Source organism: Micromonospora sp. CA-246542 (genome assembly GCF_050942905.1).
GTDB lineage: Bacteria > Actinomycetota > Actinomycetes > Mycobacteriales > Micromonosporaceae > Micromonospora.
Genome location: NZ_CP192040.1, coordinates 1,414,197 through 1,431,847, shown reverse-complemented (window position 1 = coordinate 1,431,847; position 17,651 = coordinate 1,414,197). Strand labels below are relative to the sequence as shown.

The window sequence follows — 17,651 nt, the reverse complement described above, 5'->3', positions numbered from 1 at the left end:
CAGGTTCCGACGGCAATAAAAACGGCCCTCGTGCAGATGCACGGGGCCAGCGCACTCTCGACGGAGGAGAGTGCGCTCAGATAAGTACTCGCAGCGACCGGTACGACGACATGCGGCTAAGCCTGACGCATCTCACGCGATGAGTCAACTGATCCCACATGTTGGTTAACGGACGGCGGCGCGTCGGCCGACGCCGCGCCGCCACCAGGGGGGATGACCTGCCCGGACCCCCCGGGCGCGCGGCGCTGGACGGGCACCGGACCGGGCCGTGCGCCCGGCGAGGTGGCCGCCTCCAGCATCGCCTCCAGGTGCTCTGCGGGCACCCCCCAGCCGAACAGCGCTCCCTGACCGAACCGGCAGCCCGCGGCAACCACGGCGGCCAGCTCCGTCGGCGTGGTGACGCCCTCGGCGATGACCTCCATGCCCAGCTGGTGGCCCAGCCGCATGACGATGTCGACCATGGGCGCGAACGCCGGACCGTCCTTGCCCACCGGACGGACCGGCTCGTGCTCGGCCACCAGGCTGTGGTCGATCTTCAGGATGTCGATGGGGAGCCGGCGTAGTTGCCCCAGGGACGAGTACCCGGCGCCGAAGTCGTCCAACGCGATCCGTACGCCGGTCAGCCGCAGCGCGGTCAACCGCCGGATCAGCTCGTCCAGATCGGTGGCGACCGCGTGCTCGGTGACCTCCAGCACCAACCGCTGCGGCGGTACGTGGTGGGCGCGCAGGGCCTCGGCGACCTGGACCACGTACTCCGGGGCGTGCAGCTCGCGCGGCGAGACGTTCACCGAGACCCAGACGTCGTGCCCGTCGGCCAGCCAGCGGGAGAGCTGGTAGCAGGCCTGGTGCAGCACCCAGGCGCCGAGCGTGGAGATCATCCCGCACTCCTCGGCGAGGGGGATGAACTCGTCCGGGCGGACGTTGCCCAGCTCGGGGTGGTGCCAGCGGAGCAGCGCCTCGGCGCCGACCGGCCGGACCGACGGCAGCGACGCCACCGGTTGGAAGGCGAGCCGCAGCTCGTCGCGGTCGATCGCGCCCCGCAGCTCGTGCTCCACGGTGGTGCGGCGGCGCAGCAACTGGTCGTACGCCGCGTCGTAGCGCTCGATCCGGTTCTTGCCGCGTTGCTTGGCGTAGCGCAGCGCCAGGTCGGCGTGGCGCAGCAGCAACTCCACGTCCGGCTCGGCGGCCCACCCGGCCACGCCGATGCTCACGGACAGGAAGACCGGGCCCTCCGGCTGGTCGTACGGGCGGTTGAGCACCCCGAGCAGCCGCTCGGCCACCCGGTCCGCCTCGGCTGGGCGGGCCGGCATGAGCACGGCGAACTCGTCGCCGCCGAGCCGGGCCGCCACGTCGCCCGGACGCAGGTTGCCGCGCAGCCGACGGCCCACCTCGGCCAGCACCGCGTCACCCACGTCGTGGCCGCGCATGTCGTTGACGTTCTTGAAGCCGTCCAGGTCCAGACCGAGCAGGACGCACGGCGTGCCCGCCGCCGCGCCGTCGTGCAGCGCCCGCAGCAGCCCGCGCCGGTTGGCCAGCGACGTCAACGGGTCGGTGTGCGCCAGCTCACGGAAGTGCGCCTCCCGCTCGACCAGGCGGCCGGCGTAGTCCCGGACGTCCTTGAGGGTGAGGTACTGCCGTGCCACCAGGGCGAAGCCCTCCACGCTGCCGGCCAGGATGCCCGGCGCGGTGAAGCGGCCGTCCTGGAGCAGGTGGTACATCGCCGAGGCCGCCATCGCCAGCATCGGGGCGAGGGCGTACTCCCCGTCCCGACCGATGAGGTCCAGCGCGACCTCCCCCGGCTGATCGGCCCGGCGCACCTCGAGCGCGACGGCCAGCAGGCCGGCTGACAGCAGCGCCGCGCCGGCCAGCGCCATGGTCGGCCCGGACTGGCAGAGCCCCGCGCTGAGGCCCAGCCCGCCGCAGCTCACCGCGGTGATGCCGGTCGCGAGCACGGCCAGCCGGCGACGCGGCGCGGCGGCCCGGAAGACGACGATCACGGCGAGGCCGGCCCCGAGCGCGGCGCTCACCGTCGTCACCAGGATCGCCGGGCAGGCCATCGGGGTGGCGGCGCCGAGCAGCCGGGTCGGCTCGGAGAAGAGCACCCAGCCGACGAACCACAGCGCCGCCGCCACGGTGACGCCGTCCAGCGCGAGCCGGGCGGTCCCCGCAGCGGTGGCGGCGACCCCCGGCAGCCGGAGCAGACCGGCCGCGAAGGCCAGCCCGGCCAGCGCCATACCGATCGCCGTGGCGGTGGCCCATCCGGTCCGCTGTCCCTGCTCGTGCGCCCAGTGGTCGCTCGCCGACAGCACCGCCACCATGCCGGCCAGCAGGCTGACCAGGGACACCCCGGCGGCGCCCGCGAGCAGCACGTGCGCCGGTCGACGCGGCCCGGTCCGCTGCCCGACGACCATGGTGAGCAGCGCGGTGGCCACGGCCGCGACCAGCCCGCTCAGCGCCGCGACGGCGACCATGCCCGGGGGGAGATGCACGACAACAAGAGTGCCGGATGAGCGCACGTCGCGGGAGACCGGATGTGCATCTGTTGGGACACGGGCCCTCTACCGCGGGGTCCCGCGCGGCGGCGGTGTCATGCTGGTACGCATGCCTGAGCTGCGATCGAGGACGTCCACACACGGTCGGACGATGGCCGGCGCCCGGGCCCTCTGGCGGGCCACCGGGATGACCGACGACGACTTCGGCAAGCCGATCGTCGCCATCGCCAACAGTTTCACCCAGTTCGTGCCGGGTCACGTACACCTCAAGGACATGGGTGGCCTGGTGGCGGACGCGGTGGCCGAGGCCGGCGGCGTCGGCCGGGAGTTCAACACGATCGCGGTCGACGACGGCATCGCGATGGGGCACGGCGGAATGCTCTACTCCCTGCCCAGCCGCGAGCTGATCGCCGACGCGGTGGAGTACATGGTCAACGCGCACTGCGCGGACGCCCTGGTCTGCATCTCGAACTGCGACAAGATCACCCCAGGCATGCTGCTGGCCGCGCTGCGCCTCAACATCCCGACCGTCTTCGTCTCCGGCGGCCCGATGGAGGCCGGCAAGACGGCGGCGATCGAGGGCATCGTGCACAGCAAGATCGACCTGATCGACGCGATGATCGCCTCGTCGAACGAGGCGGTCACCGACGCGCAGCTCGGCGAGATCGAGCGCTCCGCCTGCCCCACCTGCGGCTCCTGCTCCGGCATGTTCACCGCCAACTCGATGAACTGCCTCACCGAGGCCATCGGGCTCGCGCTCCCCGGCAACGGTTCGACCCTCGCCACCCACGCCGCGCGCCGGTCGCTGTTCGTCGAGGCCGGCCGGACCGTCGTCGACATCGCCAAGCGGTGGTACGACGGCGACGACGACTCGGTGCTCCCGCGCACCGTCGCGTCCAAGGCCGCCTTCGAGAACGCCGTCGCCCTCGACGTGGCCATGGGCGGCTCCACCAACACGGTGCTGCACCTGCTCGCCGCCGCCCGCGAGGCGGAACTCGACTTCGGCGTCGCCGACATCGACGCCATCTCCCGGCGGGTGCCCTGCCTGGCGAAGGTGGCTCCGAACTCCCCGAAGTACCACATGGAGGACGTGCACCGCGCCGGTGGCATCCCGGCGATCCTCGGTGAGCTGGACCGGGGCGGGCAGCTCAACCGGGACGTGCACGCCGTGCACTCCCCCTCGCTCGCCCAGTGGCTGACCGACTGGGACGTGCGCGGTGGCTCGCCGACGCCGGAGGCGGTCGAGCTGTTCCACGCCGCGCCGGGCGGGGTGCGGACCGTGGAGCCCTTCTCCACCACCAACCGCTGGTCGTCACTCGACACCGACGCCGCCGAGGGCTGCATCCGCGACCGCGAGCACGCCTACTCCGCCGACGGTGGCCTGGCCATCCTGCACGGCAACCTGGCCCCGGAGGGCTGCGTCGTGAAGACCGCCGGCGTGCCGGACGACTGCCTGACGTTCCGCGGCCCGGCGAAGGTGTACGAGTCGCAGGACGACGCCGTCACCGCGATCCTCGCCAAGGAGGTCGTCGCCGGGGACGTCGTGGTGATCCGCTACGAGGGCCCCAAGGGCGGCCCGGGCATGCAGGAGATGCTCTACCCCACCTCGTTCCTCAAGGGCCGCGGGCTGGGCCGGTCCTGCGCGCTGCTCACCGACGGCCGTTTCTCCGGCGGCACGTCCGGCCTCTCCATCGGGCACGCCTCCCCCGAGGCCGCCTCCGGCGGGTTGATCGCCCTGGTCCGCGAGGGCGACGAGATCGTCATCGACATCCCGGCCCGGTCGATCGAGCTGAACGTGCCGGAGGACGAGCTGGAGGCACGACGGGTGGCCGAGGAGAAGCGCGACAAGCCGTACACCCCGACGGATCGCCAGCGTCCGGTGTCGGCGGCGCTGCGCGCGTACGCCTCGATGGCCACCTCGGCCAGCGACGGCGCCTACCGCCGCGTCCCCGAGTAAGCGGGCCTTGATCAACGCGATTTCGCCGATGTCACGGTATCCCCTCGACGGGATGCCACGACATCGGCGATCTCGCGTCGATCAAAGCCAGGGACATGCCGCACGCCCACCCCAGGCCGCGCCAGCTCGGGCCGGCGCCAAGATCTGAGCAACTTCCCCGTTACTGCTGCATAAGGCGTGCGGGAGGCAGCAACAACAGGGATGTCGCGCGGATCTTGCTGCCTGTTAGCAAGTGAGAGAGGTCCCGCGCGGACCCATCGCAAGATCGCGCAACAGCCGGACCACCGCGGCTACTGCGGCTACCCGGGACCGCCACTCCCCCGCGATCTTGCACTTTCGGTGCCGACACAAGGGGCATCTCACCCCATGTCGACAACAGAAACCGCAAGATCGGCGGGAAGGTGGGTTCGGGCTCAGGCCAAATCGTTGACCGCGCGTAGCACGGGGCGGGTGGTCAGGGACGCCGGGTCCAACGGACCCTTTGACCGGACGGTGAACGTGGCCGACTCACCCGGCAGCAGGGTGACCAGGGCGTCGTCCACAGTGGCCGACGGGTCCAGGCGGTCCGGGAAGAGCGTCAGGTCGCGTAGCACCGTGCGCGCCGTCACCCGGACCCGCTGGCCGCCGTCGAACGGCTCGACCGTCGCGTCCCAGGCCGCCGCCGGCCAGTCGACGTCCCGGTCCTCGGCGAAGAACCACAGCGCGCGCTCCGCGGTGCCGCCGGCCTCCGCGACCAGCACCTCATGACAGCTCTCGTCCGGCCGCGCCAGCTCCGCCGGCAGCGCCAGCGTCACCGAGGAGTACGCCGGGACGTCGAGGTCGACCGAGGTCTTCGCCCTCGGCTCCCCGGTGAGCGTGACCCGGGTGACCGTGGCGGACGCGGTCCACGCCTCGGCGGTCTCATTCACCGCGACCAGCGCCAATCCACCGCCACCAGCCAGCCCACCGCCCCGAGGTTGCACGGTCAGCAGGCGGTCGGCGTACGCGTGGCGCAGCGCGTACCACAGGGGTTTGCGGCGGCCGTCGCCGTCGACGGCCGACCAGGAGGTCACCGGCCAGCAGTCGTTGAGCTGCCAGACGATCGTGCCGGCGCAGACGTCGCGGTGGGAGCGGAAGTGCTCCACCCCGAGCTGGATGGCCCGCGCCTGGTTGAGCTGCGTGAGGTAGTGCCAGTCGTCGAAGTCGGCCGGAGCGGGCAGGTGGGCGTCGAGGCCCCGCTGGAGCTTGACGTCACCGCCGGCCGCCTTCTGGTGGTGGGCCATGCCCGGCGAGTTGGGCGCGAGGGGTTCGTCGCTGAGCGCCCGCCGCAGCGTCGCGTACGCGGGTGGCGCCTGGTAGCCGAACTCGGCCACGAAGCGCGGCACGTACTCGCGGTACTTCGTGTAGTCGTCGGTGTTCCACACGTCCCAGATGTGGGTGGTGCCGTGCGCCGGGTCGTTCGGGTGGATGGTCTCGCTTCCCGACCAGGGGCTGCCCGGCCAGTACGGGCGGGTCGGGTCCAGCTCGCCGACGATGCGCGGCAGTACGTCGAGGTAGTAGCCGCGTCCCCAGGTGCGCCCGGCCAGGGCTTCCTGCCAGTCCCAGTCGTGCCAGCCCCAGATGTTCTCGTTGTTGCCGGTCCAGAGCACCAGCGACGGGTGCGGCGTCAGGCGGGTCACCTGCTCGCGGGCCTCGGCGGCCACCTCACCGCCGAGACCACCGAACGGCTCCTCCTCGGGGTACGCGGCGCAGGCGAAGAGGAAGTCCTGTTGGACGAGCAGGCCGCGTTCGTCGGCGAGGTCGTAGAAGTCCTCCGACTCGTACCGGCCGCCGCCCCACACGCGCAGCAGGTTGACGTTGGCGGCGGCAGCCTGGTCGAACCGGTCGGCGAGCCGGTCGCGGGTGATCCGGGTGGGGAACGCGTCGTCGGGGATCCAGTTGACGCCCCGGACGAAGACGGGCACGTCGTTGACCGAGAGCGCGAACGGGGTGCCGTGCTCGTCGGGCGTAGTGTCCAGCCGGACGGAGCGGAAGCCGATCCGCCGGGACCAGGTGTCCAGGGTGTCGCCGTCCGGCGCGTGCAGACTCACCTCGAGCAGGTGGCGGGCCTGTTCGCCGTACCCCCGGGGCCACCAGAGCGCGGGCTCGCGGACGGTGAGGGTCAGCACGGCCGTGCGCTGACCGGCCTCGACGACGGCCTCGGCGCGGACGCCGCCGACGGCGGCCCGGACGGTCAGCGGGACGTCGGCGACCCGCTCGACCTCGACGTGCAGCTCGACCCGGCCGTCGCGGCCGTCGAGGGTGACCAGCGGACGGACGGTGGCCAGCCGGGCGGTGGACCAGGCGTGCAGGGCGATGTCCTGCCAGATCCCGGCGGTGACCAGCGTCGGTCCCCAGTCCCAGCCGAAGTTGCAGGCCATCTTGCGGACGAACTGGAAGGGCTCCGGGTACGCGTTGGGTCGGTCGCCGAGTCGGTCGCGCTGCGCCTCGGCGTAGCGGTACACGGAGTCGAACGCGACGGTCAGCTCGTTTTCGCCGGCCCGCAGCAGCGCGCGGACGTCGAACCGGTAGCCGCGGTGCATGTTCTCGGTACGGCCGACCTCGACGCCGTTGACGCTGACGGTGGCGACGGTGTCCAGGCCGCCGCAGACCAGGTCGATCCGGTCGTGGTCGCCGGCCGGCGGACGGAAGGTCGTCCGGTAGCGCCAGTCGGAGCGGCCGATCCAGGCCAGCGACAGCTCGTTGTCGTCGAGGTACGGGTCGGGGATCAGCCCGGCGTCGAGCAGGTCGGTGTGGACACACCCGGGCACGGTCGCCGGTACGGTCCGGTCGGCGATCTCCGCGGGAACGTCCACGTCGGACATCGCCCGCAGCGTCCAGCCGTCGTGCAGGGCCTGTCGGCTCACGATTCACCGCACCTTCGTGATCGAGACGTTAGCTGAACCGGATAAGCTCAGCCACCGTACGATCCGACCTCCGGGGTGTCAAAACCCCTGAACCGCTAAGGAGCACCCGGTGAAGCGGCCGACCATCGCGGACGTCGCCCGACGGGCGGGGGTGTCCAAGGGCGCCGTGTCGTACGCGTTGAACGGGCAGCCCGGCGTCTCCGAGGCCACCCGGCAGCGCATCCTCGCCATCGCCACCGAGATCGGATTCAGTCCGAGCAGCGCCGCGCGGGCACTGTCCGCCGCCACCGCCCGGGCCGTCGGCCTGGCCCTGTGCCGCCCCGCGCGGACGCTGGGCGTCGAACCGTTCTTCATGGCGCTGATCAGTGGTGTGGAGGCCGAACTGTCGGCCCGCTCGTACGCGCTGACGTTGCAGGTGGTGGCCGATCACGACGCCGAGATCGCCGTCTACCGGCGGTGGTGGGGCGAGCGCCGGGTGGACGGGGTCCTCGTCTGCGACCTGCGCACCGACGACGCGCGCATCCCCGCCCTGGAAGAGTTGCGCCTGCCGGCCGTGGTCATCGGCGGGCCGGGCGGCACCGGGGAGCTGGCCAGCCTCTTCTCGGACGACGCGGCGGCGCTGACCGAGGCCGTGGAGTACCTGGTCGCGCTCGGGCACCGCCGGATCGCCCGGGTCGCTGGCCTGCCCGACCTGCGGCACACCGAGATCCGTACCGACGCCTTCGCGGCGGTGTGCCGGCGTCTCGGCCTCGCCGACACGGTCACCGTCTTCTCCGACTACACCGGCGAGGAGGGCGGGCGGGCCACGCGACGACTGCTCAGCGCCACCTCCCGGCCCACCGCGGTCATCTACGACAACGACGTGATGGCCATCGCGGGACTCTCGGTGGCCCAGGAGATGGGCCTGACCGTGCCGGCCGACCTGTCCATCGTGGCCTGGGACGACTCGCCGCTGTGCCGGCTGGTGCACCCGCCGTTGACGGCCCTGGGCCGCGACATCTCCGCGTACGGCGCGCACGCGGCCCGCCACCTGCTCGGCGTCATCGCGGGCGAGCCGGCGACCCGGTTGCGGGACGAGACACCGCAGTTGACCCCGCGCGGCAGCACGGCACCGCCCCGGGACAGGTGAACCGGTTCATCACCGGTACGCCGAGGGAAACTCCTCGAAGTACGCCTCGACGCGCTCGGCGGTCGCCGGACGGGACAGCGCGAAACCCTGCCCGTAACGGCAGCCGGCCCGGTGGGCACCCTCGACCTGGGTGGGCGACTCCAACCCCTCCGCGACGATCTCCACACCCAACCGCTCACCGACGTTGACCACCACGTCGATCAGCGGCGGCTGTCCCGTCGGCTCGGCCCCGACCAGATCGGGCCCCACCTTCAGCAGGTCGATCGGCAGCCGGCGCAGGTGGGCCAGCGAGGCGTGTTCGGGCCGGAAGTCGTCGAGCGCGGTGCGTACGCCCAACGACCGCAGGCCCGCCAGCCGGGCCACCACCGTCGACAGGTCGGCGGCGACCCTCGGCTCGGCCACCTCCACCACCAGGCGCTCGGGCGGCACCCCGTACGCGGCCAGGACCGCCGCGGCGCGCTGCACGAAGTCGGGCGTGGTCAGCTCCCGGGTGGTCACGTTGACGGCCATCCACAGCTCCCGAGGGCCCGCCGACCAGGCCGCCAACTGCCGGCAGGCCCGGTCCAGCACCCACCACTCCAGCTCGCCGACCAGATCCAGATCCTCGGCGACCGGCAGCAGCTCGGCCGGGAGCACCGTGCCGAGTACCGGGCTACGCCACCGCAGCAGCGCCTCGGCGCCCACCGGCTGACGATCGGTCAGGTCGAGCACCGGCTGGTAGACCAGGTCCAGTTCGCCCCGGGCCACCGCGCCCGGCAGCTCGCGTTCCAGGTCGAGCCGACGGACCAGCTGCTCCTCCAGGAACGCGTCGTACCACTCGACCCGGTCCCGGCCCAGCTGCACCGCCCGCCGCCGGGCCAGCTCGGCCTGACGCAGCACGTCGGCCGGCCCCGCGCCACCCACCTCGGCCAGCCCGATGCTCGCCTGCACCCGCAGCACCGACCCGACCAACCGGTACGGCGACGTGAGCGTGCTCAGCAGCCGGGTGCCCAGCGCGTACGCCAGCACGGGCCCCGCGCCGGTGACCACCGCGAACCCGTTGCCGGCGCAGGCGGTCACCAGATCGCCGGGCGCGACGACCGCCCGCGCCCGCAGGGCGGCCTCGGCAAGCGCGTCCTCGCGGGCCACCGGGCCCAGCCCTTCGATGCCGTGCAGCTCGACCAGCAGCAGCGCGCCGGCCGGGGCGGGCACGTCGCCGATCGCGGCGAGGGCGGCGAGCAGGGCCGCCCGGTCCCCCGGCCCCTCGCCGGCCGGGCCGAAACCATGGCGCGACCAGGAGACACCCGTGTCGGGCCACGTCGCGTCGACGTCGGCCGCAGGAGTCCACGAGTCGGTTGTCGGGGCCTGCCACGGCGGTTGCGACTCCCGCCGGCGAACCGTGTGGTCGGCGGCCCGACGGTGCGCGGCGGGCCGCTCGGGGACACCCCCGTCACCGCCGCGCAAGAGCTCCCGCAGGACCAGAGGTGGCACCGCCGCCAGGGCGAGCAACAGACTCGTCCGGTCCGGAGTGCGACCGGAGCCGAGGTGCAGGCCCGCCGCGAGCAGCAGCACCGACGCTGGGAGAACCGCCCGTGGCCAGGTCGTGTTCGGTGAACCGGACGGCGGCGTCGAGCTGGCCGACGTTACCGCCGAGGTCGCGCCCAGGGCCGTTAGCAGCATGCCGACCACCAGCGGCGGCACCGCGAGGAGCGGCGCGCGCCCCGACGACGTGGGCGGCAGGATCGTCAAGAGCGCCAGACCGACCAGGGTGAGCAGGAGGCCTCCCCGACAGATCGCGTGGCCCGAGCGCCGCCCGGCGCCCGTGAACGCGATGAGCGCGGCGATGCCCAACGCGGCCAACACCAGAGCCGCGAGCAGCCGGGCCGGGGCGGGGAGAGTGTCCACGGGCAGGAGCAACCACCCGGCAAGGGTCAGACCGATCGTCGGTCCCGTCGCCTCGACCAACTCCCGCAATCGGGTCGGCGAGGGCGTCCGCGCCGGGAGCCCGCGCAGCCCGGCCACGGACAGGGCCGCGACGGTGAGCGACCCGAGCAGCGCGACCGCGCGCTGCCGGGTGTCGACCAGCGGCAGCGCGGCCGCGACCCAGCCGGCGGCCACCACCGCCGCGTCGAGCAGGACCAGCCGCACCCGCCCCGAGGAGTCGCTCGACGGCGGTGCGGACCGACCGGCGGCCAGCCGGGAGAGTCGTACGCCGGCCAGGGTGGCGCCCGCGCCACCGGCCAGCGCGATCACCACCGGGGGCGGGACCATCCCCGCCACCCCGGCGAGGACGAGCAGCGCCACGGCCGTGGACACGGCGGTCTCCGGGGCCGCCCGGCGGGGGACGAGGAAACGGAACGGATACGCGAGGAGCACGGCGGTCGCCTTCGTGAGGGGGCACGGGGCGGTGCGACGGTGCGGGCGGTACGGGTGGTGCTGCGGTGGCGCCGGGTGGCGGATGTTGCGAGTCCGCAACCCAACATTGGGAAACGACCGGAGACCGGATTGGTTACGCGTCGGTCATCGACGCGAAGCAGTGACCCGTGTCACTGTACGCGTGCGGGCACCCGTGACACCGCCCGCCGCGACCCCGGCCGACCAGGGGTGGGATCATCGCGGGGTGAGTACGCCCGACACGGTCCGCTTCCGTTTCAACCAAGCCATCCTGGTCGCCTCGGTCATCGCCTTCATCGGCGCCCTGCCGCTGGCGAACGCCCGGGCGTACCTGCTGCCGGTGCTGCTCGTTCCACTGGGCGTCGGGGTGTGGGCCTGGCGGGCCGGCACCGACGCCGACTCGCGGGAGCTGCGCCTGCGGGCGCTGTTCGGGCAACGCCGGATCGACTGGGACCACGTCGTCGAGTTCGCCACCGACGCACGCGGGCGGGCCGTCGCCCGACTCGACGACGGCCAGCAGGTCGTCCTGCCGGCGGTACGCGGCACCGACCTGCCCCGCCTGGTCTCGGCCACCGGCCAGAGGATGCCGGACGAGTCCGCCGAGACACCCGGCGCGTAGGCGGCCGCTCCCGCCCGCCGGCTCAGTAGCCGTCGACCACCGTGTTGACGAGCGGTTCACCGGCGGCGAACCGCCGTACCTGCTCGCCGACCAGCCGGTACGCACGCGGCAGCAGACCCCGCACCGACCCCGCCACGTGCGGTGTGAGCAGCACGTTCGGCATTGTCCACAGCGGAGATTCGGCGGGCAGCGGCTCCGGGTCGGTGACGTCCAGCGCGGCCGAGATCCGACCCGTGGCCAGCTCGGCGACGAGCGCGTCGGTCCGGGCCACCGGGCCTCGGGCCGCGTTGACCAGCAGCGCCCCGTCGGGCATCGCGGCCAGGAAGTCCTTGTCGATCAGACCACGGGTCTGGTCGGTGAGCGGCACCAGCACCACCACCACGTCGGCGTGGGGCAGCAGTCTCGGCAGCTCCGCGACGGCGTGCACCGACTGCTCCGGCCGGCCGCTGCGGGCGACCAGGGTGAAGCTCACCCCGAACGGCGCGAGACGGTCGCGCACCGCCGTGCCGATCGAGCCGGCCCCGACGATCAGGACCCGCTTGCCGGTCAGCTCGTCGGTCGGCGCGTTGCCGTCGTACGCCCACCGCCGCTGCCCCTGGGCGCGGGCGAAGGCGGGAAACGCCCGGAGCTGGGCCAGGATCGCGGTGACCACCCATTCGGCGGTGGAGGGATCGTGCACCCCCCGGGCGTCGCAGAGCGTGACCCCGTCGGGCACCCGGCCGACCCAGGCGTCCGCTCCGGCGGAGAGCAGTTGCACCACCGCCAGGTCGGGCAGCTCACCCAGCAGTGCGGTGGCGTTCGAACCGCTCAGGAACGGCGGCACCCAGAAACGGACGTCGGCCGCGGCGGACGGCAGGCGGTCGGCGCGTTCGGCGACCTCCACCGTCACGCCCGACGGCAGCTCGCCAACGAGATCCAGGCCAGCGTGGTGCGGAATCCATACCTTCACGTCCGCCGACGATAGCCGTCACCACGACGGCCGGCGCGGGCACGGCGTAACCGCACCCCGGGCGAGACGCAACACACCGGTTTTCGGCCGGCAGCGACGAGGTATAAACCACGGATCGGAGGGCCGGTCGGCCTCCGCCTAGGCAGACAGGTGCTCGATGACCGACGGCTCCCCCGCCAGCGCGCGGCGTTCGACGGCTCCACCCGGAGCGCTCGGCGACGCGGCGCGGCTGCGCGCGCTCGCCGACACGGGGCTGGACGCGACTCCGGACGAGGCGTTCGACCGGTTCGCCCGACTGGTCAGTGACCTGCTGGAGGTGCCGGTCGCGCTGGTCTCGCTGGTCTCCGCCGACCGGCAGTTCTTCCCGGGGGCGGTCGGTCTGCCGGAGCCGTGGTCGCAGCGTCGGCAGACGCCGTTGAGCCATTCGTTCTGCCAGCACGTGGTGGACATCGAGGTGCCCATGGTCCTGCCGGACGCCCGGCTCTACCCGCGCGTACGCGAGAACCTGGCCATCGACGACCTCGGCGTCGTCGCGTACGCCGGGATGCCGTTGACCGACCTCTCCGGCCGGGTGCTCGGTTCGCTGTGCGCCATCGACAACAAGCCCCGGGCGTGGACCGCCCGACAACTGCGGACGCTGTCCGACCTGGCGGCGGCCTGCTCGTCGGAGTTGCGCCTGCGGATCGCGCTGGACGGGGCCCAGGAGGCGCGTCGCCGGGTGGTGCAGGCGCACGAGCGCCTGGAACTGTTGGCCGGAGTGAGCGAGACCCTGGCCGGCACGTTGGACGTGGGCACGTCGCTGCGCCGGCTCGCCGACGCCATGGTGCCGGTGCTCGCCGACTGGTGCCTGCTCATCCTCGCCGGACCCACGGGACAGCCCCGGGAGGTCGTCGCGGCGCACCAGGACCAGGCCCGGACGCCGGACGTCGACCGCTTCGCCGCGCTGCTGCGGACCGGCCTGAACCAGGAGTCGGCGATCCGCGCGGTGCTGCGGACCGGCCAGCCCCGGCTCGGCGGGGTGGCGTCGCCGGCCGACGTGGCCCGGGGCACCACGGATCCGGAGCTGCCGGTGATCGCCGAGCGGCTGGGCCTCGCCTCGTACCTCAGCGTGCCGGTGCGGGCCGCCGGGGGCACCGTGCTGGGCGCCATCACCCTGGTCAACAGCCCGGGCCGCCAACAGTTCGACGACCGCGACCTGCTCACCGCCGTCGACATCGGCCGCCGCGCGGGGCAGGCCATCGGCAACAGCTCGATGTACGGGGAGCAGCGGCACGTCGCCGAGGTCCTGCAACACAGCATGCTGCCGCGTCTACCGCTCGTGCCGGAGCTGGAGCTGGCGGCCCGCTACCAGCCGGCGGCCGACCGGGTCGAGGTGGGCGGCGACTGGTACGACGCCTTCGTGCAGCCCGACGGCGACGTGATCGTGGCGATCGGGGACGTGGCCGGGCACGACATCGAGGCCGCCGCGACCATGGGTCAGCTCCGCAACCTGGTCCGCGGCAACGCGTTCGGCCGGCCGGACCAGGTCGGGGCGCTGATGAGCCACCTGGACGGCGCGATCCGCGGCCTGCGGTTGCCCATCGCGGCCACCGCCACACTGGTACGGATCGGCCCGGCGCGCTCTGAAGTCCACGAGGTGACGTGGTGCAACGCCGGGCACCCGCCGGCCCTGGTGGTCCGCGCCGACGGCTCGGTAGACGTGCTCGAAGCGACGCCGGAGCCGCTGCTCGGCCTGGCCCGACCCACCCCGCGGACCAGCCACTCGACGAGCCTCGCTGCCGGAGACACCCTGCTGCTCTACACCGACGGGCTGATCGAACGCCGGGACCGGTCCATCGACGACGGCCTCGCCGAGCTGGTGGGCCGGCTGGCCGGCACCGACACGATGCCCCTGGACGAGCTGTGCGACCTGCTGCTCGCCTCGATCCACCACCGCGAGGACGACACGGCGCTGCTGGCGGTCCGAGCCCGCTGAGAGCGGAGGACCCCGGCCGGCCCGATCGGCGGGCTACGCTGGGCCGGGTGAGAGCCCGTCCCCCGTACCCTCGCGTCCGCCGCTTCCGGGCGGTCCTCGCGGCGTCCTGCGCGGCGCTGCTGTTCGCCTCGGGTTGCAGCTTCGGCGAGCCGGACCCCGATCCGGCGGGCGAGCCACCCAACCTGCCGACCCCGTCGGCGTCGCCGAACGCGGGCGGCGCGGGCCAGCAGGCGGTGACCACCGTGCTGGCCAAGGGACTGCGGGTGCCGTGGGCCATCGCGTTCCTGCCGGACGGCGGGGCGCTGGTCACCGAGCGGGACACCGGCCGGATTCTCCAGGTGGGCCCGGAGTCCGGTCCGGACGGGCTTCGGGTCCGGGTCGTGCAGACGATCGACGACGTGGCGGCGGCGGGTGAGGGCGGCCTGCTCGGCATCGCCCTGTCCCCTGGCTACGCCCAGGACCGGACGGTCTTCGTCTACTACACCGCCGAGCAGGACAACCGGGTCGCCCGCCTGCAGATCGGCGGGCAGCCCACCCCGATCCTCACCGGTATCCCGAAGGCGAACGTGCACAACGGCGGCGGCCTGGGGTTCGGGCCGGACGGGCAGCTCTACGTCAGCACCGGTGACGCGGGAGAGCGGCCCAACGCGCAGGACACCAAGAGCCTCGGCGGCAAGATCCTGCGGATCACCGCCGACGGCAAGCCCGCGCCGGGCAACCCGTTCCCCGGTTCGCCGGTGTGGTCGTTCGGCCACCGCAACGTGCAGGGGTTCGCCTGGGACGCGGCCAAGCGCATGTACGCCGTCGAGTTCGGCCAGAACACCTGGGACGAGATCAACCAGATCACCAAGGGCGGTAACTACGGCTGGCCGGAGGTCGAGGGGCGGGCCGGCGACAAGCGCTACACCGACCCGATCACGCAATGGGCGACGTCCGACGCGTCCTGCTCCGGGCTCGCCGCGACGGACCGGCTGCTCGTCACCGGCTGCCTGCGTGGGAAGCGACTGTGGGTGATGGAGTTGACCGACACCGGCACACTGCTCGGGCAGCCGAGCGAGCTGCTGACCAACCGGTACGGGCGGTTACGCGCCGTGGCCGCCGCGCCCGACGGCTCGCTCTGGGTGAGCACCTCCAACCACGACGGGCGGGGTGACCCGGCGGCCGACGACGACCGCCTCCTGCGGGTGGTCTTCGCCGGCGGCGACGGCGGCCGCAGCTGACCTGCGTCACCTTCCGCCCAGGTTTGCCAAGATCCTTCGACGGGCAGGTCAGAATCTCAGCATGGACGGGCAACGCGACGAGCAGCACGGCGACGCCGAGGGCCGGGACGACCCGGTGACCGGCGGCGAGCCGTCGCGCCCGGCCCGCCGACGGATCGGCCGCCCCGGCGGGCCGGTGCGGCGCACGGGCATGATCCTCGCCGTGCTGGTGGTGGCCCTGGCCGGGGCGGCGCTCGGCGTGCTGGCCGGCGGTCGGGTGAACACCGACATCGGGCCGTTCCGGGCCAACCTCACCCTCTCGCCGGCCACCGACGGCGGGACGACGATCGACGTACCGCCGCTGGGCGCGCTGCTGCTCGACAGCCACAGCGGGCCGACGCACCTCACGGTACGACTCGGCGCGCTGGACCAGGGGCGCACCGAGGCGCTGCTCGACGACCCGGCGAGCATCAGTCGGGCCAGCCAGAGCGCCGTCGAGGACGTGCGCTCCGGGGTCATGCGGCTCGGTCTGCGTACCCTCGCCTCGGCGGTGCTGGTCACCCTCATCCTGGCCGCGTTGGTCTTCCGGGACGTGCGCCGTACGGCCTGGGCCGGCGGGTTGGCGCTGCTGGTCACCGCCGGCAGCCTCGGCACGGCCGCCGCGACGCTGCGCCCGCAGGCGATCGAGGAGCCGCGCTACGAGGGTCTGCTGGTCAACGCGCCCGCGATCGTCGGCGACGCCCGTCGGATCGCCAACGACTACACGAAGTACGCCGAGCAGCTGCAACGCATCGTCGGCAACGTCAGTCAGCTCTACACGACGGTGTCGGCGTTGCCGGTGCTGGATCCCGCGCCCGGCACCACCCGGGTCCTGCACGTCTCCGACATGCACCTCAACCCGACCGGCTGGCAACTGATCCGCACGGTGGTAGAGCAGTTCGGCATCGACGTGGTCATCGACACCGGCGACATCACCGACTGGGGCAGCGAGCCGGAGGCCTCGTTCGTCGGCTCGATCAGCCTGCTCAAGAAGCCGTACGTGTTCATCCGGGGTAACCACGACTCGGGCAAGACCGGCGCAGCGGTGGCGCGCCAGCCGAACGCGATCGTGCTGAACAACTCGACGACCACGGTCGCGGGGCTGACCATCGCCGGCATCGGCGACCCGCGCTTCACCCCGGACAAGAACACCTCGCCGGCCGGCAGCGGCCTGACCCAGGAGGTCGCCGATCAGGTGATCGGCGCGGGTGAGCAGCTCGCCGCGACGATCCGCAACTCGCCGCGGCCGGTCAACATCGCCCTCGTGCACGACCCGGCGTCGGCCGGGCCGCTCGCCGGCACCTGCCCGCTGGTGCTGGCCGGGCACACGCACGCCCGGCAGGTCTCCAAGTTGCCGCAGGCCCCCGGCCAGCAGCCGACCGCCCTGTTCGTGGAGGGCTCCACGGGCGGGGCCGGGCTGCGCGGTCTGGAGGGCGAGAAGCCCACCCCGCTGTCGATGACGGTGCTCTACTTCGACCAGCAGAAGATGCTCCAGGCGTACGACGACATCACCGTCGGCGGCACCGGTCAGGCCCAGGTCAACCTGGAACGCCACATCGTGCAGGACCCGAGCGCCGGCGCGCCCGCCTCGGTCACCCCCACGCCGACCCGCTGAGCGCCGGCTACCGCCAACCGCCCACCGGTTCGGCGGTGCCCGCCCACCCACCCAGCTGATCCGGGAGCCGGAGCCGCAGGTGCGTGCGCAGCCTTTGCTCTGCTTCAACGGAGGCAACAGTTACGGCGGGTTACTCCGCTCTCGCCGCGCGCACCCGAATTTCCGCAGCTCAGCACGGTGTTGCCTATGTTGAAGCAGAGCAAAGGGCGAAGAGAGCCCGGTAGGTGGGCGGACACCCCTCACTGTCAGTCGCGGCGGCGCTGCGACACGATGGCCGGCACACGCGAACCGGCCACACGCGAACCGGCACGCACGAGCCGGCACGCACGAGCCGCCACGCACGAACCGCCACGCACGAACCGCCACGCACGAACCGCCACGCACGAGCCGGCAGCCGCCGGCAGGCGGGCGGAGCCCGC

Annotated in this window: 10 protein-coding genes; 6 read left to right on the top strand and 4 right to left on the bottom strand. The window is 73.2% G+C overall.

Annotated elements, in window-relative coordinates; genetic code table 11:
• Positions 1 to 116: 116 nt before the first annotated feature.
• Entirely contained in the window at positions 117 to 2,471 is a 2,355-nt protein-coding gene (locus ACQP0N_RS06775) for a putative bifunctional diguanylate cyclase/phosphodiesterase (RefSeq protein ID WP_433121477.1), read from the bottom strand.
• 130 nt (positions 2,472 to 2,601) lie between these two features.
• Between ACQP0N_RS06775 and ilvD the strand changes: the two genes are divergently transcribed.
• Complete coding sequence (gene ilvD, locus ACQP0N_RS06770; RefSeq protein WP_433118478.1) at positions 2,602 to 4,449, top strand: dihydroxy-acid dehydratase; 1,848 nt, start codon at positions 2,602 to 2,604, stop codon at positions 4,447 to 4,449.
• A 413-nt stretch (positions 4,450 to 4,862) separates the two neighbouring features.
• Here the strand turns inward: ilvD and ACQP0N_RS06765 are convergent, their stop codons facing one another.
• Positions 4,863 to 7,292 carry a glycoside hydrolase family 2 protein gene (locus ACQP0N_RS06765; RefSeq protein ID WP_433121475.1) on the bottom strand — a complete coding sequence of 810 codons (2,430 nt, stop codon included), beginning with the start codon at positions 7,290 to 7,292 and terminating at the stop codon, positions 4,863 to 4,865.
• A 151-nt stretch (positions 7,293 to 7,443) separates the two neighbouring features.
• Between ACQP0N_RS06765 and ACQP0N_RS06760 the strand changes: the two genes are divergently transcribed.
• Entirely contained in the window at positions 7,444 to 8,463 is a 1,020-nt protein-coding gene (locus ACQP0N_RS06760) for a LacI family DNA-binding transcriptional regulator (RefSeq protein WP_433118476.1), read from the top strand.
• A gap of 9 nt (positions 8,464 to 8,472) precedes the next feature.
• Here the strand turns inward: ACQP0N_RS06760 and ACQP0N_RS06755 are convergent, their stop codons facing one another.
• Positions 8,473 to 10,818 carry an EAL domain-containing protein gene (locus ACQP0N_RS06755; protein WP_433118473.1) on the bottom strand — a complete coding sequence of 782 codons (2,346 nt, stop codon included), beginning with the start codon at positions 10,816 to 10,818 and terminating at the stop codon, positions 8,473 to 8,475.
• A gap of 244 nt (positions 10,819 to 11,062) precedes the next feature.
• Between ACQP0N_RS06755 and ACQP0N_RS06750 the strand changes: the two genes are divergently transcribed.
• The gene (locus ACQP0N_RS06750; RefSeq protein WP_433118471.1) at positions 11,063 to 11,455 is read left to right on the top strand and encodes a PH domain-containing protein; all 393 of its coding nucleotides are present in this window, start codon (positions 11,063 to 11,065) and stop codon (positions 11,453 to 11,455) included.
• Positions 11,456 to 11,477: 22 nt separating this feature from the next.
• Here ACQP0N_RS06750 and ACQP0N_RS06745 read toward each other — a convergent pair whose 3' ends face one another.
• Entirely contained in the window at positions 11,478 to 12,404 is a 927-nt protein-coding gene (locus tag ACQP0N_RS06745; protein ID WP_433118469.1) for a 2-hydroxyacid dehydrogenase, read from the bottom strand.
• Between the two features lie 157 nt (positions 12,405 to 12,561).
• Here ACQP0N_RS06745 and ACQP0N_RS06740 point away from each other — a divergent pair, with 157 nt between their 5' ends.
• The 3 genes from ACQP0N_RS06740 (at position 12,562) to ACQP0N_RS06730 (ending at position 17,232) form a co-directional block, all read left to right on the top strand.
• Positions 12,562 to 14,379 carry a SpoIIE family protein phosphatase gene (locus ACQP0N_RS06740; protein WP_433118467.1) on the top strand — a complete coding sequence of 606 codons (1,818 nt, stop codon included), beginning with the start codon at positions 12,562 to 12,564 and terminating at the stop codon, positions 14,377 to 14,379.
• 47 nt (positions 14,380 to 14,426) lie between these two features.
• On the top strand, positions 14,427 to 15,599 hold the full coding sequence (locus tag ACQP0N_RS06735) for a PQQ-dependent sugar dehydrogenase (protein WP_433118466.1): 1,173 nt from the start codon (positions 14,427 to 14,429) through the stop codon (positions 15,597 to 15,599).
• A 61-nt stretch (positions 15,600 to 15,660) separates the two neighbouring features.
• Complete coding sequence (locus ACQP0N_RS06730; protein ID WP_355052151.1) at positions 15,661 to 17,232, top strand: metallophosphoesterase; 1,572 nt, start codon at positions 15,661 to 15,663, stop codon at positions 17,230 to 17,232.
• Positions 17,233 to 17,651 lie beyond the last annotated feature (419 nt).

Excerpts from the sequence above, each read along its gene's own strand:
- ACQP0N_RS06740 (WP_433118467.1), top strand. The coding sequence starts at position 12,562 with ATGACCGACGGCTCCCCCGCCAGCGCGCGGCGTTCGACGGCTCCACCC.
- ACQP0N_RS06765 (WP_433121475.1), bottom strand. The coding sequence starts at position 7,292 with ATGTCCGACGTGGACGTTCCCGCGGAGATCGCCGACCGGACCGTACCG.
- ACQP0N_RS06775 (WP_433121477.1), bottom strand. The coding sequence starts at position 2,471 with ATGGTCGCCGTCGCGGCGCTGAGCGGGCTGGTCGCGGCCGTGGCCACC.
- ACQP0N_RS06730 (WP_355052151.1), top strand. The coding sequence starts at position 15,661 with ATGGACGGGCAACGCGACGAGCAGCACGGCGACGCCGAGGGCCGGGAC.
- ilvD (WP_433118478.1), top strand. The coding sequence starts at position 2,602 with ATGCCTGAGCTGCGATCGAGGACGTCCACACACGGTCGGACGATGGCC.